The 26,302-nt window shown below is 62.3% G+C and carries 17 protein-coding genes; 12 read left to right on the top strand and 5 right to left on the bottom strand.

Annotated elements, in window-relative coordinates:
* The first annotated feature begins 85 nt into the window (after nucleotides 1-85).
* The 3 genes from P353_RS09780 to P353_RS09770 are packed head-to-tail and all read left to right on the top strand — an operon-like array spanning nucleotide 86 to nucleotide 6,006.
* Nucleotides 86-1,384, top strand: a complete 1,299-nt coding sequence (locus tag P353_RS09780; RefSeq protein WP_034368588.1) for an efflux RND transporter periplasmic adaptor subunit — start codon at nucleotides 86-88, stop codon at nucleotides 1,382-1,384.
* 18 nt (nucleotides 1,385-1,402) lie between these two features.
* The gene (locus tag P353_RS09775; protein WP_034368585.1) at nucleotides 1,403-4,570 is read left to right on the top strand and encodes an efflux RND transporter permease subunit; all 3,168 of its coding nucleotides are present in this window, start codon (nucleotides 1,403-1,405) and stop codon (nucleotides 4,568-4,570) included.
* A complete protein-coding gene (locus P353_RS09770) occupies nucleotides 4,567-6,006 on the top strand; it encodes an efflux transporter outer membrane subunit (RefSeq protein WP_034368582.1) in 1,440 nt (479 codons plus the stop codon). The genes P353_RS09775 and P353_RS09770 overlap by 4 nt, the downstream gene beginning before the upstream one ends.
* A 125-nt stretch (nucleotides 6,007-6,131) precedes the next feature.
* On the opposite strand, the gene P353_RS09765 is transcribed toward P353_RS09770, so the two are convergent.
* Together P353_RS09765 and P353_RS09760 are read right to left on the bottom strand one after the other, a co-directional pair.
* Complete coding sequence (locus P353_RS09765; protein WP_034368579.1) at nucleotides 6,132-6,770, bottom strand: TetR/AcrR family transcriptional regulator; 639 nt, start codon at nucleotides 6,768-6,770, stop codon at nucleotides 6,132-6,134.
* A gap of 170 nt (nucleotides 6,771-6,940) precedes the next feature.
* Entirely contained in the window at nucleotides 6,941-7,441 is a 501-nt protein-coding gene (locus tag P353_RS09760) for a flavodoxin family protein (protein ID WP_034368725.1), read from the bottom strand.
* 549 nt (nucleotides 7,442-7,990) lie between these two features.
* Here P353_RS09760 and P353_RS09755 point away from each other — a divergent pair.
* The 6 genes from P353_RS09755 (at nucleotide 7,991) to P353_RS09730 (ending at nucleotide 19,937) form a co-directional block, all read left to right on the top strand.
* Entirely contained in the window at nucleotides 7,991-11,131 is a 3,141-nt protein-coding gene (locus P353_RS09755; RefSeq protein WP_034368722.1) for an EAL domain-containing protein, read from the top strand.
* A 51-nt stretch (nucleotides 11,132-11,182) separates the two neighbouring features.
* Complete coding sequence (locus P353_RS09750; RefSeq protein ID WP_034368577.1) at nucleotides 11,183-11,512, top strand: YnfA family protein; 330 nt, start codon at nucleotides 11,183-11,185, stop codon at nucleotides 11,510-11,512.
* Nucleotides 11,513-11,764: 252 nt separating this feature from the next.
* Complete coding sequence (smc, locus tag P353_RS09745) at nucleotides 11,765-15,292, top strand: chromosome segregation protein SMC (RefSeq protein WP_034368575.1); 3,528 nt, start codon at nucleotides 11,765-11,767, stop codon at nucleotides 15,290-15,292.
* 36 nt (nucleotides 15,293-15,328) lie between these two features.
* Nucleotides 15,329-16,669 (top strand): cell division protein FtsZ, encoded by a 1,341-nt coding sequence (locus P353_RS09740; protein WP_034368573.1) that lies wholly within the window; start codon nucleotides 15,329-15,331, stop codon nucleotides 16,667-16,669.
* Between the two features lie 64 nt (nucleotides 16,670-16,733).
* On the top strand, nucleotides 16,734-18,860 hold the full coding sequence (gene ligA, locus P353_RS09735; RefSeq protein WP_034368571.1) for an NAD-dependent DNA ligase LigA: 2,127 nt from the start codon (nucleotides 16,734-16,736) through the stop codon (nucleotides 18,858-18,860).
* Nucleotides 18,861-18,890: 30 nt separating this feature from the next.
* Nucleotides 18,891-19,937 carry a patatin-like phospholipase family protein gene (locus P353_RS09730; protein WP_034368567.1) on the top strand — a complete coding sequence of 349 codons (1,047 nt, stop codon included), beginning with the start codon at nucleotides 18,891-18,893 and terminating at the stop codon, nucleotides 19,935-19,937.
* Between the two features lie 33 nt (nucleotides 19,938-19,970).
* Here P353_RS09730 and P353_RS09725 read toward each other — a convergent pair whose 3' ends face one another.
* The 3 genes from P353_RS09725 to P353_RS09715 all read right to left on the bottom strand — a co-directional run bounded on the left by P353_RS09725 (nucleotide 19,971) and on the right by P353_RS09715 (nucleotide 22,720).
* Nucleotides 19,971-20,321, bottom strand: a complete 351-nt coding sequence (locus tag P353_RS09725; protein WP_034368564.1) for a hypothetical protein — start codon at nucleotides 20,319-20,321, stop codon at nucleotides 19,971-19,973.
* Nucleotides 20,322-20,396: 75 nt separating this feature from the next.
* Complete coding sequence (gene dsbG / locus P353_RS09720; protein ID WP_034368719.1) at nucleotides 20,397-21,275, bottom strand: thiol:disulfide interchange protein DsbG; 879 nt, start codon at nucleotides 21,273-21,275, stop codon at nucleotides 20,397-20,399.
* A gap of 23 nt (nucleotides 21,276-21,298) precedes the next feature.
* A complete protein-coding gene (locus tag P353_RS09715; protein ID WP_232776396.1) occupies nucleotides 21,299-22,720 on the bottom strand; it encodes a prolipoprotein diacylglyceryl transferase family protein in 1,422 nt (473 codons plus the stop codon).
* Nucleotides 22,721-22,904: 184 nt separating this feature from the next.
* On the opposite strand from P353_RS09715, the gene P353_RS09710 reads away from it, so the two are divergent.
* The 3 genes from P353_RS09710 to P353_RS09700 all read left to right on the top strand — a co-directional run bounded on the left by P353_RS09710 (nucleotide 22,905) and on the right by P353_RS09700 (nucleotide 26,302).
* Nucleotides 22,905-23,579 carry a response regulator gene (locus P353_RS09710; RefSeq protein WP_034368560.1) on the top strand — a complete coding sequence of 225 codons (675 nt, stop codon included), beginning with the start codon at nucleotides 22,905-22,907 and terminating at the stop codon, nucleotides 23,577-23,579.
* Complete coding sequence (locus P353_RS09705) at nucleotides 23,579-25,402, top strand: ATP-binding protein (RefSeq protein ID WP_052084816.1); 1,824 nt, start codon at nucleotides 23,579-23,581, stop codon at nucleotides 25,400-25,402. The genes P353_RS09710 and P353_RS09705 overlap by 1 nt, the downstream gene beginning before the upstream one ends.
* A gap of 180 nt (nucleotides 25,403-25,582) precedes the next feature.
* Entirely contained in the window at nucleotides 25,583-26,302 is a 720-nt protein-coding gene (locus P353_RS09700; protein WP_034368557.1) for a c-type cytochrome, read from the top strand.

Genomic DNA, 26,302 nt, shown 5'->3' with positions numbered 1-26,302 from the left:
TCATTGCGCCCGTGGCTGCTTTACATTTTATTAATATTGTCGGCGCACAATGTTGACAAGTTCTTTAGTTCAGACTGCTCCACGTATGAAGATTGACCAGCCCGCTTCGCTGAGATCGCGCCGAGAGGCGCATTTTTCTTGCCTGCCCAGTGCAGGCCGGCAGCGGCATCGCCAGCAGCGCTGGACCCTGGCCGTGGGCGCCATGCTGATTGCCGCAGCGCTGGTGGGCTGCTCCAAGCCCGAGGCTGAGCAAAAAGGCCCGGCCAAGTCCGACCCCAAGGTCGGCGTGGTCACCTTGCAGTCGCAAAGCCAGCAACTGGACGCCAGCCTGCCGGGGCGCACCCGCGCCTTCATGACGGCCGAGGTGCGGCCCCAGGTCTCGGGCATCATCCAGCAGCGCCTGTTCACCGAAGGCGCGCTGGTCAAGCAGGGCCAGCAGCTCTATCAGATCGACGCCGCATCGCTGAAGGCCGCCGAGGCCAGTGCTGCAGCAGCCGTGGCCAAGGCCGAAGCCAGCCAGCGCACGCTGGCGGCCACGGCCCGGCGCAATGCCGAGCTGGTCAAGATCGACGCGATCAGCAAGCAAGCCTTTGACGAAAGCCAGGCGGCGGCCGCCCAGTCCGCTTCGGACGTGGCCGTGGCCAAGGCCAATCTGGAAACCGCACGCATCAATCTCAAGTACAGCCGCATCGAGGCCCCCATCGGTGGCCGCATCGCGCTGTCTGCCGTCACGCCCGGCGCGCTGGTCACGGCCAACCAGGCCACGGCGCTCACCACCATCGTGCAGCTCGACCCCATGTATGTGGACTTCACCCAGTCCAGCTCCGATCTGATGCAGCTCAAGCGCGATCTGGAGTCTGGACGCTACCAGAAGGTCGAAGGCAACAAGATTGCCGTGCGCATCCAGCTCGACGACGGCAGCGACTACCCGCAGCAAGGCAAGCTGGCGTTTGCGGGCGTGATCGTCAACGACACCACCGGCACGCTGACCTTGCGCGCCGAGGTGCCCAATCCCGACGGCATGCTCATGCCCGGCATGTATGTGAAGGCCTTGCTGCCCACGGCCCTGGCCCCCGATGCCTTGCTGGTGCCGCAGCAGTCGGTGACCCGCGATCTGACCGGGCGTGCCAATGTCATGGTCGTCAAGGACGGCGACGTGGTTGAAAAGCGGGATGTGGAGCTGGACCGTGCCGTCGGTGCTTTCTGGTTGCTCAAGACGGGCCTGAAAGCAGGCGAGCGTGTGATGGTGGATGGCTTTCAGCGCATCAAGCCCGGCGACAAGGTCCAGACCGTGGAGGTGGATCTGAAGGCCAAGGCAGAGCGCAAGAGCCAGCGTGGCGAGCCGCCGGTGCAGGCCGCTGCCGATGCGCCTGCCAAGAAGTAAGCAAGGCAGGCGACACACATGGCTCAGTTCTTCATCAACCGGCCCATCTTCGCGTGGGTCATCGCCATCATCATCATGCTGGCCGGGGCTTTGTCGATCAAGCTGCTGCCACTGGAGCAGTACCCCGAGATTGCTCCGCCCCGGGTGACTATCGGCGCCCAGTACACGGGCGCTTCGGCCGAGACGGTCGAAAACTCGGTGACGCAGATCATCGAGCAGCAGATCAAGGGCATCGACAACATGCTCTATATGAGCTCGACCAGCAATGCGTCGGGTCAGGCCCGCATCACACTGACCTTTGCTCCGGGCACCAATGTCGACGTGGCGCAGGTGCAGGTGCAAAACAAGATTCAGGGCGCGGTCAACCGCCTGCCGGACTCCGTGAAGACGCGCGGCGTCTTCATCAACAAGGGCGGCCAGGATTTTCTGGTCACCTACAGCTTTTATTCGCCCGATGAAGATGTGACCGCCGTGGACATCGGCGACTACATCAACAGCAATCTGGTGGACATCATCGGGCGCATCGAAGGCGTCGGTGACATCAACGTCTTCGGCACGCCCTATGCGATGCGCATCTGGATGGACCCGGCCAAGATGGAGAAGTACGGGCTGATTCCCTCCGATCTGAGCAGCGCGCTCAACGCGCAAAATGCCCAGGTCTCCGCAGGTCAGCTGGGAGCCTTGCCTGCGGTGCAGAACCAGCAGCTGAACGCCACCATCACGGCGCGCACCAAGCTCAAGACCGTGGAGCAGTTCGAGGACATCGTGCTCAAGTCCTCGAATGACGGCTCTGTCGTCACCATCAAGGACGTGGCCCGGGTGGAGCTCGGTGCCGACAATCTGTCCATCCAGGCCAAGCTCAACGGCATGCCCGGTGCGGGCATGGGCATCATCCTGGCCGACGGTGCCAACGCCATGGCGGTGTCGGATGCCGTGGCGGCCAAGCTGGCCGAGCTAAAGCCCTTCTTTCCCAACCAGATCGACTATTTCGTGAGCTCGGACTCCACTCCCTTTGTGCGGGCCTCGATCAGCGAAGTGGTGCATGCGCTGGGCGAGGCCATGGTGCTGGTGGTGATCGTGATGTTCGTGTTCCTGCAGAACTTCCGCGCCACGCTGATCCCCGCCATTGCCGTGCCGGTGGTGCTGTTGGGCACCTTCGGCGTGCTGTCCGTGGCGGGCTTCTCCATTAATACCCTGACCATGTTTGCCATGGTGCTGGCCATCGGCTTGCTGGTGGACGATGCCATCGTGGTGGTCGAAAACGTGGAGCGGGTGATGCACGAGACGGGCAAGTCTCCCAAGGAGGCGACGCGCCAGTCCATGAAGGAAATCACGCCTGCGCTGGTCGGCATCGGGGTCACGCTGTCGGCGGTGTTCGTGCCCATGGCCTTTTTTGGCGGCTCCACGGGTGTGATCTATCGCCAGTTCTCCATCACCATCGTGGCGGCCATGGCGCTGTCCGTGTTCGTGGCGCTGACGCTGACGCCAGCGTTGTGCGCGACGCTTCTGAAGGCCCCGGATCGCGGTCATGGCGAGGGCCACGAGCGACCCATACGCTCCGGGGTGCTGGGCATCAACGACCGGTTCTTCCGATGGTTCAACCGCAATTTCGATGCGTCTGCCAACCGCTACCAGAGCACCGTGGCCTTCAGCCTGGGCCGGGCCAAGCGCATGATGCTGATCTTTCTGGCCGTGCTGGCCGCGGTCTGGCTGCTGATGGCCAAGCTGCCGACCTCGTTCCTGCCTGACGAGGACCAGGGCTTTGTCTATGTCAACGTCAATCTGCCGTCCGGCGCCTCGGACGCCCGTCTGCAGGAAGTGCTGGACCAGGTGCGCGAGTATCTGGCCAAGCAGCCAGACGTGATCAGCTTCAACCAGGTCTCGGGCCTCAACGGCGACCAGAGTTCGGCGCGCGGCTTCATCCGCCTGAAGCCCTGGAGCATGCGGCCCCTGCCTTCGCAATCGGCCGCAGCCATTGCGAACAAGGCAACCCGGGAGCTGGCCGGCATCCGCGATGCCCGTGTGCAAGTGGTGCTGCCGCCTGCAGTGCGCGGCCTGGGCTCGAGTTCGGGCTACAACTTCATGATCAAGGACATCAATGGCGTGGGCCACGAGGCCTTGCTTGCCGCGCGTGATCAGGTGTTGAGCGAAATGCGTGCCAACAATCTGCTGACGGCCGTGCGTACCACCAATCTGGAAGACGCCAGCGAGCTGCGCGTGGATGTGGATGACCGCAAGGCCGCCGCTCTGGGTCTGTCCTACACCGATATCAACAGCGTGCTCTCCAGCGCCATGGGCGGCACCTATGTGAACGACTTCCTGAACAACGGTCGCGTCAAGCGTGTCTACATCATGGGCGATGCGCAGTACCGCATGCTGCCCAGCGATATTGCCAAATGGACGGTGCGCAACAACAAGGGCGAGATGGTGCCTTTCGGAGCCTTCTCCAAAACCTACTGGGCCTACGGCTCGCCCCAGCTGCTGCGCTATAACGGCAGCCCGGCCTATGAGTTCGAAGGCCGTGCCGCCGCCGGCATCAGCTCGGGTACCGCGATGGAGACGGTGGAAGGCATCTTGAAGAAGCTGCCCAACGGCATTGCCTACGAATGGACGGGAGCTTCCTTGCAGGAGCGCCAGTCCGGTGCGCAGGCGCCCATGCTGTATGCCATCTCGATTCTGTTCGTCTTCCTGTGCCTGGCCGCGCTGTATGAAAGCTGGACGGTGCCTCTGTCGGTGATGCTGGCCGTGCCGCTGGGTGTGGTCGGTGCGCTGCTGGCCACCTATACGCGGGGCCTGACCAACGATGTGTATTTCCAGGTCGGCCTGCTCACCACCGTGGGCCTTGCGGCAAAGAACGCGATCCTGATCGTGGAGTTTGCGGTGCAGCTGCAGGAGCAGGGCAAGAAGCTGTTCGATGCGACGGTGGAAGCCGTGCGTCTGCGTCTGCGCCCGATCCTGATGACGTCCCTGGCCTTTGGCTTCGGTGTGATTCCGCTGGCCATCGGCACCGGCGCAGGCGCCGGTGGACGCAATGCCATCGGCACGGCCGTGCTGGGCGGCATGGTGGCATCGACGGTGCTGGGGATCTTCCTCGTGCCGGTGTTCTTCCTGCTGGTGCGCAGCTGGTTCAAGAGCCGTTCGCGCAGCGATGAGGCGGCTGACGTCAACAAGGAGAGCGCAGCATGAGGCGCCCGAGCATGAAATTATCGGCCATGGCGGCTGCCGCAGTGACTGCCTTGCTGGCGGGTTGCAACCTGGCTCCGGCCTATAAAACGCCTGATCTGCCTGTGCCCGAGACTGTCTCCGGCAACGCCGCGCCGGCCCTGGCCAGCGAGGCGGCGCTGCAACAGGCCCAGGCGCTGCAATGGCTGCAGTCGCCGCAGCTGCGCGAGGTGGTGGCGCTGGCGCTGAGCAACAATCGCGATCTGCGCGTCGCGCTGGAGAGCATCGAGAAGGCGCGCGCCCAGTACGGCATCACCAGAGCCGACCTGCTGCCGGGCATCACGGCCCAGGCGCAGAGCAATCGCACGCGCACCGCAGGCGATCTGACGACGGCAGGGCGTTCCAGCGTCAGCGAGCAATACACGGCCCAGCTGGGTTTCGCCAGCTACGAGCTGGACCTGTGGGGGCGCATCCGCAATCTGAGCGAAGCCTCGCTGCAGCAGTTTCTGCAAAGCCAGGACAACCGGCGCAATGTGCAGATCGGTCTGGTGGCCGATGTGGCCAATGCCTGGCTGACACTGGCTGCCGATCAGACGCGCCTGCAACTGGCCAGGGACACGCTGGACAGCCGCATCAAGGCGTTCGAGCTGACACGGCGCATGCATGAGCTGGGCTCGACCTCCGGCCTGGTGCTGGCCCAGAACCAGACCACAGTCGATACGGCGCGCGGGGATGTGGCCAGCTACACCTCCCAGGTCGACAGAGATCGTAATGCCCTGCAGCTGCTGGTGGGCGGTCCGGTGCCTGCGCAACTGCTGCCCACCGCCCAGACCCTGACGGGCGCGGCCGACACGGCAGCTCTCAAGGCCGTGCCTGTGCCTCTGCCCTCATCGGTACTGCTCAAGCGACCGGATGTGCAGGCTGCGGAGCGCAATCTGCAGGCCATGAATGCCAATATCGGCGCAGCCAGGGCGGCGCTGTTTCCCAGCATCACGCTCACCGGCAGTATCGGTACCGGCAGCAATGAGCTGGACCGCCTGTTCGGCAACAACAACAGCACCTGGAGTTTCATCCCTCTGGTCAAGCTGCCGATTTTTGATGGCGGGCGCAACCGAGCCAATGTACAAGTGGCTGAAAGCAATCAGCGCATTGCACTGAGTCAGTACGAGAAGTCGGTGCAGACAGCCTTCAAGGAGGTGGCGGATGTGCTGGCCGACCGCGCTCAGTGGGATGAGCGGCTGGCCGCCCAGACCAGCATGGTGGCCAATACGCAAAAAGCCTTCGACTTGTCGAATGCTCGCTTCAAGGCGGGCGTGGACAACTATCTGACGGTGCTGGATGCGCAGCGCAGCCTCTATACCGCGCAGCAGACCTTGATAGGCCTGCGCCTGTCAGAGCAGCTCAACCGCGTGACCTTGTGGAAGGCATTGGGTGGGGAAGAGGCCGCACAGCCGGGTTGATGGGGCAACTCGCTCCAAAAACAAGGCCGCAGTCCGAAAGACTGCGGCCTTGTTTTTGATAGCTACTGGCGCTTTACCAGTAAGCGATTGGGTCGGATTTCATTGAAATTTCGGCGCGCCAGCACTCAAGGCATCTTGAACAGCAGGGCCACCTGAAGCCGGAACAGGGTTCCGGCATTCATGGGCACTTCGGGGTGAATCACGGTGTTGTTCATCATCGCCAGCCACAGCGGCGCGAGCAGCAATTCCGGATGCCGCACCAGCTCGGGAGCCTTGAGCTCGTTGCGTTGGGCGGCCAGCTGTGCGAGTCGGGTGAAATGCTCGAGCAAGGCATCGTGGACGTAGCGGCGATACATCTGCGCCAGCAGCGGAAACTCCAGGCCTTCGGCGACGACCAGCCTAGCCGTGGCAGAGCGGCCGCTGCTGTCAATGACCTCCGCCGCGGCGCCCACGGTGCGCAGAAGATACTCGCCTACCGATTCATGCTCGTGCATGGGGCTGGACTGCAAGGCCACGGCGGCCGAGGCGATATGTGTCTGGATCACGGCCTCGAACAGGGCTTCCTTGCTATCGAAATAGCGAAACAGCGTGACCTTTGACAGTCCTGCGCGCTGTGCAACCGAAGCCGTGGTGCCACGCGCATAGCCGTGTTCCAGAAATTCTGCAAACGCAGCCGCCACGATGGAGCGGCGCGTGGCCTGAGTCTTTTGCGGACTGGGGCCGCGAGGCGTGCGCTTGGGACGTGCGGTGTCTGGTTCAATCATGGACGCAAGAGCTGGTGAAGTCGCAGACTATGCCTGCTTGGGGGCGCGCATCGGGGAAGAGCATGCGCGCGCAATGATGGCACATTTATACAAGCCGATTCGAAGGCCCCATTCTTGCCCTTGTCTGGAGCCTGACCTGTCCAGAATGATGCGGGCAAACCCTTGTTTTTCTAGAAAATGCCCAAGGCCAGCCCCGTGGCCAGTGATTGCCCCAATTCTTCGCAGCGCTGCAAATCGGCGGCCTGTATCTGTTTGGGAGCGAGTATGGCCTCCGGTGTCTGGGCATGGGTACAGACAATGAGCGGCTCTGCCACGGCCTTCAGACGCCAGCCGGTGGCAATGCGTTCCATCTGCCTGGCTGCGTTATGACCGTCACTGCCCGCACAGACCAGACTGGCATAGGGGCGGCCCTGTATCCGGTCGAGCACGCCGTAATAGCTCCGGTCGAAAAAATCCTTCATCAGACCGCTGATGGCCGCCAGATTCTCCGGAGTCGCAAACAGATAACCCTGGGCCTGCAGCAGGTCTTGAGGGCCGGCGTCGGTCGCGTGCAGCAAGCGGACCTGGACGGATGCTTCCTGGCGCGCACCGGCACTGGCTGCTTCGACCATCTGGAGTGTGCCGCCCGTCAGGGAGTGGTAGACGATCAACAAGGTCGGGCGTTGGGGCATGGTTGTATTGCCGGTGGACAAACCACAGGCGCTTGCACGCGGGAATAACCGGGTAGGGCGCTGTGGTTCTGCATGGTTGTTGCTAAAAAGATACGAATTGTCGTGGTTTGTGATGCGGCCTGAATAGGACTAAGCTCCGACAAATATTGACATTTGTCAATTTTGCGACCCGATGTTGCTCTTGATTTTGCAGCGCTTTGTATTGGATATACAAGCTTATGCCTATGATTTGATCTAAATCTAGACGCAATCATGCCAAGCCTTTCAGGGTAATCACTTGGTGTGAATGCTCTTTGGATGTAGGTTTGCTCCTACAAACTATGTCGATCCTCAAGTCGGCTCATGGTGCCGCTGCCTTTGCTGAAAGGCGCCACTGTCGACTGGAGCCATCTCGCAACTCAGGAATTTTGTGTTTTTTGCATGTCGCAATTCGCAACTCAGCCAGTGATGAAAGTGCGTAAACCCTGGTTGGCGCTGCTGGCATTGGGTTTTGGAATTTCCTGTGGCGGTTTGGGGGGCTGGATGCTCCATCAACGCCAGGAGTCGCGCATGCAACAGCGCTTGCAGCTCAGTGCCGATATGGCGACACGAGCTCTGGAGCAACGCCTGGGCAGCTATGACCGTCTGCTCGTCAAGCTCGCCGAGCAAATGGGCCGCAATGCGGATGCGGGCCAGCAGGTGTTTGCCCAGCATGCCCATGCTCTGCTCAGTCAGGATAGTCTGGTGGGGCTGCAGGCCCTGAGTCTGACCCGTGCAGTGACTGCGGAGCTGCATACCGATCTTGCGCGTGATTCACAGGCCTTCGAGGTTTCCTACGTCTGGCCGCTGATAGGCAACGAGGCACTGGCGGGGAGCAATGCGCGTCAGCCGGCGGCGGCATTTCATTCCTTGATACAGGCATGGAACTCTCGCCAGATGTCGATGTCGGCTCCATTTCGCTTTCTGCAACTGCCCGATAGCCCCAAGGGCGTGGTGTTGCGGGCTCCGTTGTGGGCCGCAGCAGAGGAGGGAGGCGCCGCCGCTATCGGGAAATCTTCCGGAAAGCCCCTCGGAACGCTCAATGCACGGATCCGTCTGGGCGAATTTGCGAGGGGGCTGGTTCCGGCCAACCTCTACCCTCAGGTAGCCTTCAAGCTGGTGGATCTCAGCCCAGCCGACCCATCGCCAAAGGCCGATGGGGACCACAAGAGACTGACCACGCCGCTGTCGATGCTTGCCGGCGGTTCGGAGATTTTATTCACTGGCTCACTGTGGGCGGAGGCGGAAACTCATCCTGAATTTGCCTTGATCAAGCCGCTGGAGCGGCAGATACAGGTGTATGACCGCATCTGGTCGCTGCAGTTCAAGCCCGCGCTCAGCACTCAGAGAAGGCTTGAGAGGTATCTGCCCTGGCTGGTATTGGGCCTGGGCCTGCTGGCGGGGCTGCTGCTGGCTGCCTGGGTCTCGGGCTGGTGGCAAAGCCGCTGGAGCTGGAGCCGGCGCCTCAAGTTCAGTGCTCAGGCAAGGCAGGAGAGTGATGCGCGCTTTCATGCCATGTGCGAGCAGGCTGCCATGGGCGTGCTCGAGCTTGATGTCGCCACGCGCAGGGTACTCAAGGTCAACCAGCATTTCTGTCGGTTGCTGGGCTATGAGGCCCAGGAAATTCACAGACGCAGCGTGCTGGAGCTGGTCATGCCCGAAGACCAGGCGCACTGTGCGCAACTGCTTGAAGGACTGGACTTGCAGCAGTTCCAGCACAACGCGGGCGAGTACTGTCTGCGTTCCAAGGATGGCGCGCCAGTCTGGGTTGAACTCAATGCGTTTCTGACCGGACGTCATGAATCCCGGCGCCTGCAGGTGCTGGTGCAGGACATCAGCGGGCGCAAGCGCCTCGAGCAGATGGAGCGTCTGGGTCATCAGCAGTTGCGCAATCTCATGCAAAGACTCCCGGTGGGTCTGGTCATGGAGGATCTGGATGGGCGCCTGGTCTACTGGAACGAAGAGTTTTTGCGTCTGGCCGGCCATGGGGGCAAGCCCAGCGTATCAACCCAGCAGTGGTGGGAGCGCATGTTCCCCGATGCCGCTGAGCGCGAGCGCGTCATCCAGCGCTGGGAAGTCGCCAGGGCTCAGGCCCGCCGGACGTTGCAGCTGAGCCAATCCGAGCGTGTCGACGGTGTGCAGGCTCAGTGGGACGAGCTCGCCACCGAGGCGTCGGCTTGCATGGTGTCTGCGCAGACATTGATGCTCAGGGGGATAGACGGTCTGCGACGTCCGGTTGCGGTCAGTGCCGTGTTGCAAGCCGAGGGGTGCTTGATGGTGCTGCAGGATCAGAGCCAGCGTATGGCGGCCGAGCAGGAGGTCCGCCGTCTGGCCTTCTACGACGCCTTGACTGGCCTGCCCAACCGGCGCCTGCTGGCTGATCGGCTGCAACAGGCTCTGGCCGTGGCGCAACGCAAGGCGCATTTTGGCGGTGTGGTGCTGCTGGATATCGATAACTTCAAAGCCTTCAACGAGACCTATGGTCTGGATCAGGGCGATTTGCTGCTGCAGTCGATGAGTCAGCGCATCCGTGGACTGCTTCCTTCAGGGGCCACGATTGCTCGTCAGGGTGGCGATGATTTTGTACTGCTGATCGAGGACCTTGGCAGCGATTCCGTCGCGGCTGCCGCCAGGCTGGAGCAGCAGGCCGACCAGTGGCTGAGCCGATTGCGTGAGCCCATAGAGATTGGCGGTATTCCGCGCTCCATCACTGTCAGCATGGGCCTGAGCCTGTTTGGCGAGGCAGAACTGACGGGTGAAGAGGTACAGCGCCGCGCTGAAATGGCCATGTACCAGGCCAAGAGTCAGGGGCGCAATGTCAGTTGCTTCTTTGACCCCCAGCTGCAATCGGCGCTGCAGGAGCGTCGTACGCTTGAGCAGGACATGCGTGCCGGTCTGCAGGCCGGTGAGTTCGAGCTGTTCTATCAACCCCAGGTAGAGATGGGCAAGGTGATTGGCGCCGAAGGACTGCTGCGCTGGAAGCATCCTGAAAAAGGCTTTGTCCCCCCTGCGCATTTCATTCCGCTGGCCGAGGAAACAGGCGTCATCCTGCCCCTGGGCGACTGGGTGCTGCAGGCCGCCTGCCAGCAACTGGCGAAATGGGCCAAGCACCCTCGTTATGCGCAACTGGTGCTCTCGGTCAACGTCAGTCCCAAGCAGTTCCATCAGAGCGGATTTGTCGAACAGGTGCTCAAGGCGCTGGCCGAGCATGGGGCCGATGCGCGTCGACTCAAGCTGGAGCTGACCGAAGGCATGCTGGTCTCCGACGTGGACGACACCATCGCCAAGATGATGCGTCTGAAGTCCTACGGCATCGGATTCTCGCTGGACGACTTTGGCACCGGCTACTCCTCGCTGTCCTATCTGAAACGGCTGCCGCTCGATCAGCTCAAGATCGATCGCAGCTTTGTGCGTGACGTGCTGACCGATCCCAATGACGCGGCCATTGCCCGCACCATTGTGGCTCTGGCCAAGAGCCTGAGTCTGCATGTGATCGCCGAAGGCGTGGAAACCCAGGCGCAGTGTCGTTTTCTCGAAGGGATACGCTGCTATGCATGGCAAGGCTATCTGATGAGTCCGCCCGTGCCGGTCAGCGAGTTCGAGAGTCTGGTCACCAATGGCAATGTGCCAGGATCTCCGATGCCGGCTCTCAGTCCGGTGTCCATGCGTTGAGGCGGTTCATGCTCTCTACAATGCCCGCATTTCGCTGTGTGAGAGATTGAATTGCCTGAAATCAAGACCCTGCTGCTATTTGTCCTGACCGCCGTGGCGGAGATTGTGGGCTGCTACTTGCCCTGGCTCTGGCTCAAGCAAGGCGGCAGTGCCTGGCTGCTGCTGCCCGCCGCGGTCAGCCTGGCCTTGTTTGTCTGGCTGCTGACTTTGCATCCGTCGGCCTCTGGTCGTATCTACGCGGCCTACGGCGGCATCTACATCAGCGTGGCGCTTCTGTGGCTGTGGCTGGTGGATGGCATCAAACCCAGCGCCTGGGATATGGCAGGGGTGGCCGTCTGTCTGCTGGGGGCGGGCCTGATCGCTTTGCAGCCGCGCGCTTGAGGCGTTCGCCGCTCTCTTATCGGATCTGAATCACCCCCAATCCCTTGCCGATCCAGCGCAGGCAGCTATGGTTTGCGTGTATGCAGCAATCTTGGCTGGCGAGGGGGCGGGCCGCGTTATGATTCCCGTCTGTTGACGGTTGCGAGCAAGAACAGGGCTTTTTCAAGTTTTGCGTTTGTGCAACCGCTTTTGCCGTTTTTCTTCCCCAATCACAAGCCTTTGCTGGCCAGCCTCTAGACCTACACCGACACCGTGCGCCTGAATTCCATCAAGCTCTCCGGCTTCAAATCCTTTGCCGAGCCCACCAATTTCATTCTGCCGGGGCAGATGGTCGGCGTGGTGGGACCCAACGGTTGCGGCAAGTCCAACATCATGGATGCGGTGCGCTGGGTGCTGGGGGAGAGCAAGGCCAGCGAGCTGCGTGGCGAGTCCATGCAGGACGTGATCTTCAACGGCACCACCCATCGCAAACCCTCCAGTCGCGCCAGCGTGGAGCTGACGTTCGACAACAGCGACCACCGCGCGGGCGGTCAGTGGGGGCAGTTTGGCGAGATCGCCGTCAAGCGCGTGCTCACGCGCGAGGGCAATAGCAGCTACTTCATCAACAACCAGCCCGTGCGTCGTCGCGACGTTCAGGACGTGTTTCTGGGTACGGGTCTGGGACCGCGTGCCTACGCCATCATCGGCCAGGGCACGATCAGTCGCATCATCGAGTCGCGCCCCGAAGAGCTGCGCCTGTTCCTCGAAGAAGCGGCCGGGGTTTCCAAGTACAAGGAGCGTCGTCGTGAGACGGAAAACCGCCTCTCGGCCACGACCGAGAACCTCACCCGTGTGGAAGACATTCTGCGCGAGCTCAATGCCAATCTGGACAAGCTGGAAAAGCAGGCCGAAGTTGCGGCCAAGTACAACGGCCTGAACGCCCAGGTCACGCTCAAGCAGCACCAACTGTGGTTCATGAAACGGGCCGAAGCCGAGGCCGAGCAGGACCGCGTGCGCATCGAAGGCCTCAAGGTCGTCAACGAGCTCGAAGAGCGCATGGCCGATATCCGCAACAACGAGAGCGGACTCGAGACGCTGCGCCAGTCGCACTACGATGCCAGCGATCAGGTCAACCAGGCGCAGAGCAAGCTCTACGAAGCCACTGCCGAGGTCGGCAAGCTGGAGGCCGAGATCCGCTATGTGGTCGAAGGCCGCCAGCGCGTGCAACTGCGTCTGCAGCAACTGGCCGAGCAACTGCTGCTGTGGAGCAGCCGCAGCGAAGAGGCCCAGGGCGAGATCGAGAACATTGAAGGTGCAGGCATGGATGCTGAAGAGCAGGCCGAGATGCTGGCTGCCCAGCTCGAGGAGCAAAGCACCCGCCTGCCTGATCTGGAAGATTCTCTGCACAAGGCGCAGAAGGCCGATGCAGACCAGCGCAACTCGGTGGTGCAGGTGCAGCAGCAGATTCAGGTGCTGGCCGCCGAGCAGCGCAGTCTCGATGAGCAGCGCCGCCAGTTTGAAACCCGTTATGAACGTTTACGGGCCGACCGCAATGCACTGGAAACGCCGGACGAAGCGCGTCTGAACAATCTGCAGGCGCAACTGGCCGAGGCGCAGGAGCTGGCCGAGATGGCCAATGCCGTCCTCAATGAGTTGCAGGACAGCGTGCCGCAACTCGACGAGGATAGGCGCGCACGCCAGCAGGCCGTGAATGCCGAAAACAGTCGTCACGCCGATTTGTCTGCGCGGCTGGATGCGCTCAAGGCCTTGCAGGAAAAGGTCAAGACCGATGGCAAGCTTCAGCCCTGGCTGGCCAAGCATGGGTTGGACGGCATGCAAGGTCTGTGGAGCCGCATTGCCATCGAGTCGGGCTGGGAAAATGCGCTGGAAGCCGCACTGCGCGAACGTCTGGGTGCGCTGGAGGTGGGGCGCCTCGACATGGTGCGTGGTTTTCTGGGCTCGGGGGGGCTGGACGCTCCGCCAGCCCGACTGGCCTTCTTCAGCCAGGCTCAGGCAGCCGGTACCCCGGCAACTGCTCGCTTTGCGCGTCTCAGCGATCTGCTCAAGATCAATGACGCCGGCCTGCGCGCCGTGCTGGTGGACTGGCTGACGGGCTGCTATACCGCCCCCACGCTCGACGAGGCCCTGGCCAAGCGTGCCGATCTGCAGGCTGGCGAGACCATTTATGTGCCCACAGGTCATGCGGTGACCGCGCACAGCGTGACCTTTTATGCGCAGGACTCCGAGCAATCGGGGCTGCTGGCACGGGCGCAGGAAATCGAGCACCTGGAAAAGGAAGTTCGCGCCCAGGCGCTGATCGCCGATGAATCGCGTTCGGCTTTGGTGCGCGCCGAAAGTGCCTATGCAGATGCCTCGCAGCGTCTGGTGTCCGCACGTCGCGAAGCGAGCGAGTCACAAAGCCGAGCCCATGAGCTACAGGTCGAGACCTTGCGCCTGTCTCAACTGGCCGAGCAGGCGCGGGCACGCAACGCGCAAATTTCGGCGGATTTGTCCGAAGTCGAAACCCAACTCTCCGATATCGAAGAGCGCAAGGTCGCCGCAGAGGCCCGCTTTGAAGAGCTGGACATGCAGCTGGCCGACAGTCAGGAGCGCCATGCCCAGCTGGGAGATCGCGTGCTGGAGGCCGAGCGCCGCCTGAACGAATCGCGCGAGCAGTTGCGCAGCCTGGAGCGTCAGGCCCAGGAGGCGACCTTCTCGCAGCGCACGCTGCACGCGCGTCGCGCCGAGCTGTCGCGCACCATCGAAACTGCCAGCCAGCAGGCCAAGTCCCTGGCCGAGGAGCAGCAACGCGCTCAGGACGAACTGACAAGGCTGTCTGATGCCGCGGCGCAGGGCGGTCTGCAGGATGCACTGGATCTGAAGATGCAGCGCGAAAAAGAGGTTGCCGAGCGCCGCAGCGAATATGAGGATCTGACCAACAAGCTGCGTGCCAGCGACGAGCGCCGCCAGAGCCTGGAAAAGGCACTGGATCCGCTGCGTCAGCGCATCACAGAATTCCAGCTCAAGGAACAGGCCGCGCGTCTGGGTCTGGAGCAGTACAGCAATCTGCTGACCGAAGCCGAGGCTGATCTGGCTGCTGTGGCTCAGTCGATCGCCGAAGGCAATGTGCGCATGCACGGCCTGCAAGGTGAAATCGACCGCCTGCACCGCGAAATTCAGGCCCTGGGGGCCGTGAATCTGGCTGCGCTGGATGAGTTGACCCTGGCACGTGAGCGCAAGACCTTCCTCGATGCGCAGATGGATGATCTGACCAAGGCCATGAACACTTTGGAAGAAGCCATTCGCAAGATCGATGCCGAGACGCGGGATTTGCTGACCGGCACCTTCGACATCGTCAATCGCCATTTTGGCCGCATGTTTCCCGAGCTGTTCGGTGGCGGTCAGGCCAAGCTGGTGATCACCGGCGACGAAATTCTCGATGCCGGGGTGCAGGTGATTGCCCAGCCGCCCGGCAAGAAGAACCAGACCATTCACCTGCTCTCGGGCGGCGAGAAGGCGCTGACCGCGATTGCGCTGGTGTTTGCCATCTTCCAGCTCAACCCAGCGCCATTTTGTCTGCTGGACGAGGTGGACGCACCGCTGGACGATGCCAATACCGAACGTTATGCCAAGCTGGTTTACAGCATGAGCAAGGGAACCCAGTTCCTGTTCATCAGTCACAACAAGATCGCCATGGAGATGGCCGAGCAACTGATTGGTGTGACCATGCAGGAACAGGGCGTTTCACGAATTGTTGCGGTGGACATGGAGTCCGCCCTCTCCATGGCTGAGCTATCCTGAGCCCGGTCATCCCCTATTGAAGAACCGTTTTCTCACATGAGTAACTTGCAAATCAGTCTGGCCGTCCTGGGTGTGGTGCTGTTGGCGCTGATCGTTGCCTACAACTCCTGGACTGCGCGCCGCAATGCGCCCAGGCGGGCCGAGCCTGAGGAAGAAAGCACAGATCCTCAGCGCCTCGAGCCCGGAATGAACACCGTCGGTCATGGTGCGGACCTGACCAAATACCAGCATGAGCCCGTGCTGGGGGATTTCGGCAAGGCCATTCCCGGTACCGAGCCCCTGCAGTTGCCCGAATCCGCAGGTCGCTTTGCCGAAGCCGATGCCGAGCTGGCCCGCCTAGTAGCGCGCGAAGCCCATGAGGAAGCGCAGCGCCAGGAAGCCCTGGCGGCCGCCCAGCACAAAGCCGAGGCGACTGAGGCTGTGCAAGAGGTGACCGCTCAGCGCACGGATGCAGCTATTGCTGCCGTGACCGAGCAGGCCGCACAAGCAGTGGAGCCCGTGCTGACGGACGCTCCTCTGGCAGCTTCGATTCCTCCCGCCCCGTCCGTGGAGCGTCGCGGCCATCTGGATGCGTTGATCGATGCGATTGCTCCGATTACCGTGGCCCAGATTGTTCCTGGTGAAGTGGCCTTGCAGGCCCAGCCCAGCACCCGCCGCGCCGGCAACAAGCCCTTTGCCATTGAAGGCATGAACCAGGACAGCAAGCAGTGGGAGCCGTTGCAGACCGGCCAGCGCTATCTGGGCTTTCAGGCCGGTGTCCAACTGGCCAACCGTACCGGTGCACTCAACGAGATCGAGTTTTCGGAATTCGTCACCAAGGTGCAGCGCTTTGCCGATGCGCTGGGAGCCATGGCCGATGTGCCCAATATGCTCAATGAGGTCTCGCGGGCACGCGAGCTCGATCAGTTCGCCAGCGAGCATGATGCGCAGCTGAGTTTTATGCTGCGTGCGCGTCAGGCATCCTGGAGTGCTGGTTATGTGCAGCAAAATGCCCAGCGCCTGGGCTTTGTCATCACGCCCATGCCTGGCCGCATGGTGCTTGCCTCGCCCATCCAGGGCCTGCCGCCGGTGCTGGTGCTGAACTACGACCCCCAGGCCGCCATGGGCGACGATCTGGATCAGTCAGTCGTGCGCGAATTCCTGCTCAGCCTGGATGTGGCCCAGGTGCCGCGTGGACAGCAGCCGTTTGCGCGCCTGCGTCAGGTGGCAGAGCAACTGTGCCAGACCATGGATGGCGTGCTCTGCGACCAGAACGGCTATCTGCTGCCGGTCTCGGCGCTGGACCCGATTCAGCACGATCTGGAGCTGCTCTACGACAAGCTCGACAGCGCGGAGCTGTCGGCCGGCTCACTTCTCGCCAGAAGGCTTTTCAGCTAAAACAAACAGGGCCAACGATGTTGGCCTTTTTTATCCCAGACCGTGAATTCCCAGCGGGCAGAGCATGACCGAGAATTTAGACCTTTTTTCCGCTGAACCCCAGGGCCAGAAGCCATCGACAGCTATCAATGCAGGGGTGCCAGAAAGCGTGACGAGCAAGGCTGCGGCATTGCGCGCCCAACTCCATCAATGGGCACATGAGTACTATGTGCTTGATGCGCCCACGGTTCCCGACGGGGAATATGACCGCGTCTATCAGCAACTCGAAGCACTGGAGGGGGCTTACCCCGCACTCGTTACGCCGGACTCTCCTACGCAGCGCGTGATCGGTGCGGTGCTGGACGGTTTGACTCCGGTTCGCCATGCCGTGCCCATGCTGAGCATCCAGACAGAGACCGATAACGAGGCCACGGGTGCGATTGCGTTCGACCAGCGTGTGCGCAAGGAGCTGGGGCTGGATGAATCCGCTGCTGCCATCGAATATGTGGCAGAGCCCAAGTTCGATGGCCTGGCCATGAATCTGCGTTATGAAAACGGCCGCCTAGTGCAGGCCACCACGCGCGGCGATGGTGAGGTGGGGGAAGACGTCACGCACAATATCCGTACCATTCGCCAGATTCCACTGACCCTGTCCGCAGGCCGCGATGTGCCGCCCGTGGTTGAAGTGCGCGGCGAGGTGCATATGGCCAAGGCCGATCTGGACAGGCTCAATGCGCGCCAGCAGGCCGCAGGTGCCAAGACCTTTGCCAATCCGCGCAATGCGGCGGCCGGATCGGTCCGTCAGCTCGACTCGAATATCGCGGCTCAGCGTCCTCTGTCGTTCTTCGCCTACGGTCTGGGCGAGATCACGCCGCCGGAGCAGGGCGGGCCGGACTTCGGCACGCACTACGCCATGCTGCAGATGCTGAAATCCTGGGGCTTTCCGGTTGCACCGCAAGTCAGTATTGCGCTGGGTGCTTCTGAACTGGTAGCGTTTCACGAGCGCATCGGCGCCGAGCGCGCCAATCTGCCCTATGAAATCGACGGCGTGGTCTACAAAGTCAACAGCCTGGCCCTGCAGCGTCAGCTGGGCTTCAAGTCGCGCGAGCCGCGCTGGGCCGTGGCACACAAATATCCGGCACAGGAGATGCCAACGCTCATGGAAGCCATCGATGTGCAGGTGGGGCGCACGGGCAAGCTGACGCCCGTGGCGCGCCTGGCTCCTGTGCAGGTGGGCGGTGTGGTGGTGACCAATGCCACGCTGTCCAATCTGTTCGACATCCGCAAGAAAGGTGTGCGCGTGGGCGATCAGGTCATCGTGCGCCGCGCGGGCGATGTGATTCCCGAGGTGGTGGGACGGGTGCCGGGCGAGCGGCCTGCTTATGTGCCCAACTTCCGCATGCCCAAGACCTGTCCCATCTGCGGCAGCGAGGTGGTGCGTGAAAAAGGCGAGGCCAATCACCGCTGCACGGGCGGCCTGTTCTGTGGCGCGCAGCGCAAGGAAGCAATCTTGCACTTTGCTCACCGCCGTGCCATGGATATCGAAGGTCTGGGCGACAAGCTGGTCGATCAGCTCGTGGATGCCCAGGTGGTGCGCGTGCTGCCTGACCTTTACAGGCTGGGTCTGAGCTCGCTGGCAGCGCTCGATCGCATGGCTGAGAAATCGGCCCAGAACGTGCTGGCTGCCCTGGAGAAATCCAAGAGCACCACGCTGCAGCGCTTTCTGTTTGGTCTGGGCATTCGCAATGTAGGCGAATCCACGGCCAGGGATCTGGTCAAGTATTTCGGCAAGCTCGACGCCATCATGGACGCCAGCGTGGAGGAGTTGCTGCAGGTCAAGGATGTCGGGCCGGTGGTGGCCGACAGCATTCACACCTTTTTTGCCCAACCCCATAACCGCGAGGTGGTGGAGCAACTGCGCGCCTGCGGTGTGCACTGGGAGGAAGGCGAGCCGGCCGAGAAGGCACCTCAGATTCTGGCTGGCCTGACCGTGGTGCTGACCGGCACCTTGCCCACGCTGGGCCGCGACACCGCCAAGGATATGCTGGAGGCAGCGGGTGCCAAGGTTTCGGGTTCGGTCAGCAAAAAGACCAGCTATGTGGTCGCAGGGGCGGAGGCGGGCAGCAAGCTGGCCAAGGCCGAGGAGCTGGGCGTGCCCGTGCTGGACGAAGCTGGCATGCTGGCACTGCTAAGGGGCGATCAGCCTGGTTGAGTCGACTGTAGAAGCAGCAAGGAGGGCCACATGAACAAATTGCGACGCAAACCCGTTGTGGGCCTGGCCCTGGGCAGCGGCTCCGCAAGAGGCTGGGCGCATTTTGGCGTGCTGCGCGCGCTGCGCGAAGCCGGTGTCAGCCCCGACATCATCTGCGGCACTTCCATTGGCTCATTGGTCGGTGCAACCTATGCGGCCGGAGAAATGGATGCCTTCGAGAGCTGGGTGCTGGGCCTGGGCAAACGCAAGGTCTTCGGCTTCATGGACTTCAATCTGGGCGGCGGATTGCTCAAGGGTGAGAAGATCATCGAGTTCTGGCGCGAGAATTTCGTCCAGGAAACCGTGGAGCAACTGGGCACGCCGTTCGGCTGCGTTGCCACTGATTTGCAGACAGGTGCCGAGGTCTGGCTGCGCAAGGGCTCGATTGCCGAGGCTGTGCGCGCATCCATCGCCTTGCCTGGCCTGTTCACTCCCGTGATGCGGGAGGGGCGACTGCTGGTCGATGGCGGTTTGGTCAACCCGGTGCCGGTGTCGCTGGCACGCGCCATGGGCGCTGACATCGTCATCGCCGTCGATTTGAATGCCGACATCATGCGCAGGCATATGAAGCCCGTGGACATGAGCGGGAGCGAGCTCAATCTGCATGCCCGCGAGCTCAGGGTCTCGCAACTGCACCTGGAAGAGGAGGAGCCTCCGGTGCCACTGAGCCAGATTCCCGAAGCTCTGGCGGCCAATGGCTCACCGCTCGGTTGGACGGGCGCATGGAAGCGCAGCATGACGAGCGTGAAGACATTGTCCTCATCCGTCATGCGCAGGGGCCGCAAGGGGGAGGGAGATGTCGAGGACGATGCTTCTGTGCCTGTGCCCTCGCTGGTCAATGTGGTCATGGCCAGTGTCAACATCATGCAGATGCGCATCACCCGCAGTCGCATGGCGGGTGACCCGGCCGAGGTGCTGATTGCTCCGCGCCTCTCGCATGTCGGGCTGATGGACTTCTACCGTGGGCGCGAGTCCATCGATGAGGGCTATGCCGCAACCCAGCTGGCATTGCCTGCGCTCAAGGACTGGGGTCTTTAGCCCGGACTCTGGAGTGCCGAAAACGCTGTCTGCTCAGCTGCGGATATAGGTCCAGCCATCCTGCTGCATGCGGGCGATGGCTTCGACGGCACCCATGGGCAGCACCTGAATATTGTCCGGTGCGCTGATGCCAGCATTCCTGAGCGTGTTGGGGCACAACAGCACATGTGCCAGAGCCGGTCCCATATCTTGCGGCAGGTCCATTACGGCTTGCACGGCCTGGGCATTGACGACAATCCAGACCTCCAACTCAGGGTTGGCGGCTTTCAGGTTCTTGAAGTTGCCGCGTGCGCGGAGCAGTGCCTGCGTGCTGGGGGCGTGCAGCACGATGCGAGTGTCGGGGCGCAGGGCGGGCAGCAGGGTGTTCCAGTCAGGTTGGCTCATGGTATTTGGACAGATTTGCTAGCGCAATGATAGCTGCTTGCATATTCTGTGTATGGCTATGCGGCGGTTCGAATCCTAATGTGCGGGCGACTTGGCGGGAGCTTTGTCCATCAACTCGTCCAGCAGCCCGGGAGGCATGCCGGTGCGGATTTGCACCACTCCCTGGGCATTCTTCCAGATCGTTGCGGGTGTGGCACGCAGGCCTGCATTGCTCATCAGCGCGGCGTTGTTGGTCAGTGCGTCGCGGGCCGACAGGGGGATGCGCTGCAGCGGTGCAATACCCAGGGCATCGGGATTCTTGCCATGAGCGTCGGCATAGGCCATGGCGTGGCTGGCAAGAGCTTGCTCGGGTGCCTTGGAGGCCAGAATGGCGGCGGCCTTGCCTTCGCTGCTGGGGCGCAGCATGCCCACCAGAATATGGCGCAACTGCAACTGGCCCGCTTGCACCAGTGGCCTGGCATCGCGCCAGAGCTGGTTGCAATAGGGGCAGTTGGGATCGGTGAACACATAGGCGATGCGGGCGGCATCGGGCCTGCCGTCGCCAATCCAGTGTGTACGCTCCAGATCGGTCCAGAACTCCTGACCCATGGGCTTTTGCACGGCATTGTGCAAGGCTTTGGCGTTGACATCCTTGCCCTGGGCATCAATGACGGTGCCAATCACCCAGTGCTTGCCGTCAGGCATGCGGTAGATGGGAATGGGCTGCTGGTCGCGGTAGGCGGCCCAGGCCTTGAGGCCGCCGGAGCTCTGCATGGGGCCCACAATCTGCAGGCCTTGCTCGGCGAGAAACTGTGCTGAGGGCAGATCGCTGCTTGCCCCAGTGCTTGCTGCAGCGCTGCTGGCGGCAATCACGTCGCGGGTATAGGCCACGGCCACCACGGTGGCTGCGGCTGCAGCGAAGATGGGGAGAATCAGAGCTGCCAATTGGCGTGACAGGGGCTGTAAACGTGGCACGATAAACCTTTGTCCATCTTGAGTCATGGGGCCTGCGTTGGAGGCGCAATGATGCGCAACTGCTCGCTCAGGCTGGCGCGGGAGAGCTCCCCCGTACGCGTGGACCGCAGGCGTCCATTCGCGTCATAGAAATAGGTGGATGGCAGGGAGCGTTGTTGCCAGTGCTGACCGACGAGCTGGTCAGGGTCCAGGAGCACCTGGGCCGGGGGGAGAGGCATGGACTGCAGATAGCGCAGAACTGCAGCGGCGTCTTCACCCTGGTTGATCCAGATGAAACGCACGCCTGGATGATCTTTTTGCGCTTGGGCCAATACCGGCATCTCGCGCTTGCAGGGCGGGCACCAGCTGGCCCAGAGGTTGATGACCAGCGGTTGACCGCCGTAGCTGCGCAGATCCATGGGCTGAGCGGCAGCGTTGACCAGCGTCAAAGAGGGGAGTGAGGATGCTGGAGGCTCAACCCAATTTCGCAGTGCGTAGGCTGCCATCAGGATGAAGGCGCCCACACCCAGGGACTGCAGTACGCCACGTTTCAGGAGCGCATGGCTGCGGCAGCTCCAGGCTGCCCAGAGAGCAGCCACCAGCAGCCCGGCCCAGAGGTTCCAGCCACCGTCGCGAATATCCAGAATCTGCAACGCGTTGGCGGGGGATGCGCTCACGGGCTCCCAGTACTCGGGCCACCATTGCACGACGTAGGCCGCGCGCGCCGCCACCAGTCCAGCAAGCGTGGCGTGAAGCAGCAGCTTCTCTACAGGCTGATTGCTTTGCCGCTGCCTGAGTCGCGCCCACCACTGGCTGGCAAGCAACGCCAGAAAAGCGGCAAGAGCCATGGTGGGCAGAGCAAGAGGGCCTATCCGCACGCTGGGGGGTAAGGCCAGTGCCTGCAGCAAGCCGGGTTGAGCTGCTTGCATGTTGTCTTCGTTCAGGGCTGGAGTCGGGGCATCTGCATTCCTGTCCATGCCTGCCTGAGCGGCGCTGATGATCTGCTGCTGTACCGGGTAGCAGATGCCTATCTCGGCACAGCCCTGCCATTGCAGCTCCAGCGGCCATTGCACCGACCGCTCAGGCAGCGCGGCATGAATGCGCAACTCTCGGTGAAAGACCTGCACACTGCCAAAAAAGGCATCGCTCAGGGGCCGTCCTTCAGGAATCTGCAGTGGTATTGGCTGACCCTGAGCATCGAGCATGCGCAGCTGGTCGCGGTAGAGATAGTGACCAGGAGCAATGTTCCAGCGCAGCTCCAGCAGGCGGCTGCCATCAGCCTCTGTTTTGATGGCGCTTTGCTCGGCGTGGATCAGCTCGAAAGCCTGTTCAGCAGTCAGGACTTCGGGTTGCGCGGCGGGCTTGTCGGCATTCAGGCTGGGCAGGGTCAGCGGCTGTGCCCAGGCAGTCATCCCCGTCAGCAGGACTGAAAGCAGAACGAGGGCTGCGGCAGAGCGAAGAGACATGAATGGTGGTGGCTGAGCGTCTTGGATGAGGCAGTCCCGCATCTTGGGTGCAAGGGATTAAGCAGGGGTTAACGCTGCGAAAAGACAAATCTGCGATGCTCGACCGCTTCGGATAAACAAGGCGCGTAACGGGTACTCACGTCTCCGGATGTGATGGTGCGGGTGGCGGTTGCGCAGTGAAAAAATGCATGTGCTGTTAGTGGAAGATAACGCTTTGGTCGCCAGCGGGGTGAAGGCGGGCCTGCAGCTACAGGGCTTTGGCGTGGACGTGGTGGGTTGCGCCAGCCAGGCTGATGCGGCGCTCAAATCCTCCCACTTCGATGTGTGTGTGCTGGATCTGGGTCTGCCCGATGAGGACGGTCTGCATCTGCTGGCGCGGTGGCGCCGTCAGGGGCTGGAGTTGCCGGTGCTGGTGCTGACCGCACGTGATGCAGTGGACCAGCGGATCGAAGGCTTGCAGACCGGGGCTGACGACTATCTGGTCAAGCCCTTCGATCTGCACGAGCTGGCTGCGCGGCTGCATGCGCTGCTGCGCCGGGCGGCGGGGCGTACCGTGGACTGGATTGTGCTGGGCGATGTCAAAGTGGATCTGGCCGTCGGCCAGGCCATGCGTGAGGGCAGCATCGTGGACCTGTCGCGTCGTGAATGGGCGTTGCTGCGCGCACTTTTGCAGTCGCCGGGGCGAGTGCTGAGCCCTGAGCAACTGCGCGACAGCCTCTATGGCTACAGCCTTGATGTGGAGAGCAACGCGGTCAATGTGCATGTGCACCATCTGCGTCGCAAGCTGGGCTCGGACATGGTGGAGACTGTGCGTGGTGTGGGCTTCAGATTAGGGCGCGTGCAGGGAGGCAGTTGCTGATGCGCAGCCTGCGGGTTCGTTTGCTGGTCTGGCTTTGTCTGGCGCTGTGCACTTTGTGGGGCGGTGTGGCCGCCTGGATGTTTGCCGGCATGAGGCATGAGCTGCGCTCCGTGCTCGACGACCGACTGATTGCATCGGCTCGCATGGTGGCGGGCATTGTCCACCAGTTCAAGCCGCACAACGCCAGTCCCGAGGATTGGGGCCCCATGCTCAATGTGGTGGCACGTGATGGTGTGGCTTGCGAGGTCAGCATGATTCGCAGCGAAGTGCATACCGCACCTGCGCATGATGCTATGGATTCGGATGCAAATGCGGTGTCGGACGAAGTGAGCGAAAAGGCGGCTCGCCCGGCACTGATTCCGGCATCTCCGTTGGATGTGCCGCGCGCCAAAACCGCAAAGACCGGCCGTGCCGGGGATTCCGCAAATACGGCTCCCCAGCGGGCGGCCGAGCCTGCCGATTCTCATGTGCTGGCTCGCACTGCGGGTGCGCCCAGCTTCCAGGGGCCGCTGCCGCTGGGCTTCTCGAGTATCACCAAAGGCGGCAAGCCCTGGCGCACCTATGTGTTTGAGGAGCATGGTGTGCGCATTGCGACGGCCGACCGCATCGATGTGCGCGAGGGACTGATCCATGGTTTCGCCTACACCATCATCCTGCCCTTTGTGCTGGCGCTGCTGGCCAGCATGGTGTTGATGTGGTGGGGAGTGACGCGCGGCCTGCGCCCCCTTGAGTCGCTGCGCCAGGAGTTGAGCGAGCGTCCGCCCGGAGATGATTCGCCCGTGCTGCAAGGCCGGCAGGTCAAGGAGCTGGCGCCACTGGTGCAGACCATCAATCACTTGCTGCAGCGCGTGCACAGAGCCATTGAGCGTGAGCGTCGCTGGAGCGACGATGCAGCCCATGAACTGCGCACTCCGCTGACTGCCGTCAAAACCCATGTGCAGGTGGCGCAGATGGCGGTGGCCAATGCGGGGTCTCAGATGGTGGCTTTGAGGGATCAGCTCGGCGCTGGGAAAGAGGATGCTGCGCCCAGGCCGATTTCGGAGACTGCGCAGTGGCAGATGACCCGGCAGGCGCTGGAGCAGGCGGGGGAGGGCGTTGAGCATTTGCAGCACACGCTGGAGCAATTGCTGCTCTTGGCCAGACTGGATTGTCAGCCGGCGCGAGAAGATGCAGGAGGCTCTCGTGCCATGGCCTGCGGTAGCGAGCCCGCCTGTGCGTGGGAGGCTCTGGAAAAAGCCTGGGGATTGGCCGCCACGGCCATTCCTTCAGGCTCGCTGCGCCTGCGCTGGTTGCCTCAGCAAGCCCTGAATGACGCCAGGCTGCAGGACTTGCGTGTGGCCGTACCTCAGCCCCTGCTGGTGTCGGCATTGCGCAATCTGATGGAAAACGCCTTGCGCTATGGGCAGCAGGCAGGTGGCGAGCCGGGCGACTCTGAGGTGCTGCTGGGCCTGCGCCACATTCCCCAGCTGGCGCAGGTCGGCGGCGACAAGCCGCAGGCGATGCTTGTCAAGCCTGCCGGTTATGTGGAGTTCACGGTGATTGACCATGGGCCCGGGCTGAGCAGCGAGGACTGTGCCGTGGCGACCCAGCGCTTCTGGCGCAAGCAGCATCAGGCCCATGGCAGCGGCCTGGGATTGGCGATTGTGCAGCGCATTGCACAGTGCAGCGACGGTGAGCTGGAGCTGCTGCCCTTGGCCAAGTGGCAGCAGCATAAGGGCTATGCATTCGAACAGGTGCACAACGGCCTGGCGCCAGAAGCGGTAACGGGGCTGGTGGTGCGTTTATGCCTGCCGGTGAAGTCCTGTGCTGCGCCGCCTGAGTAGTCAGCTTGGGGGCCAATTGTTTGCAGCATTAATTGGCTCTTAATCTTCTATAAGTATCTTCGGGCAATGTGCTTGCTGTCATTGGGCTGCTTTGGCTCGTGACATTCCAGGTCAGACGTCGGCGTTCAGCACACGCCTGATGTGCGGCAGATCTGAGCCGCTTAAACCTCCATTCCCAAGATGAATCGCTTGAACACAAAGACTCTGCCCCGGTCGTGGGTGGCTGTCGGCATTTCCATGCTGATGGCGACCAGCGCCTGGGCACAAGAACCTGCTGCCGCCAAGGCTGCATTGAGCGGCAGTGCCGCTGCCGGTGCAAAGATTGCTCAGTCCGGCTCGGCTGGCGGTGCGGCTGCCTGCGTCACCTGCCATGGTGCCAAGGGCGAGGGCCAGCCTGGCTTCCCCGCACTGGCGGGTCAGCACGCCGGCTATCTGGAGCGTCAGCTGAACCAGCTGGCGGCTGGTGCTCGTCAGTCCGCTGTCATGGCTCCCATGGCCAAGGCCTTGAGCGAGCAGGAACGCGCCGATGTGGCCGCCTATTACGCTAGCCTGCAACTGCCCATCAAGAGCGTGCGCGGTGCCTTGCCCGGCAAGAGCGACGATAGCGGTGCCTGGTTGGTCGAGCGTGGTCGCTGGGCCGACGGCATTCCTGCCTGTGCGCAGTGCCATGGCCCCGGTGGAGTGGGCGTGGGCAAGGACTTTCCGGCCATCGGCCATCTGTCTGCTGACTATATGCAAAGTCAGATCGATGCCTGGAACAAGGGGCAGCGCGAGGCCGGCCCCCTGGGTCTGATGGGGGCTGTGGCCAAGAAGCTCACTGCCGATGACGTCAAGGCCGTTGCTGCGTACTACCAGCGCCTGCACAACCCCGCTGCTGCCGCAGCAACCGCCAAGCCCTAA

It is taken from the genome of Comamonas testosteroni, from assembly GCF_000761245.1.
Lineage (GTDB): Bacteria > Pseudomonadota > Gammaproteobacteria > Burkholderiales > Burkholderiaceae_C > Comamonas > Comamonas testosteroni_C.
Note: the sequence above shows the minus strand (reverse complement) of the source record. Positions and strands in the feature narration are given on the sequence as shown.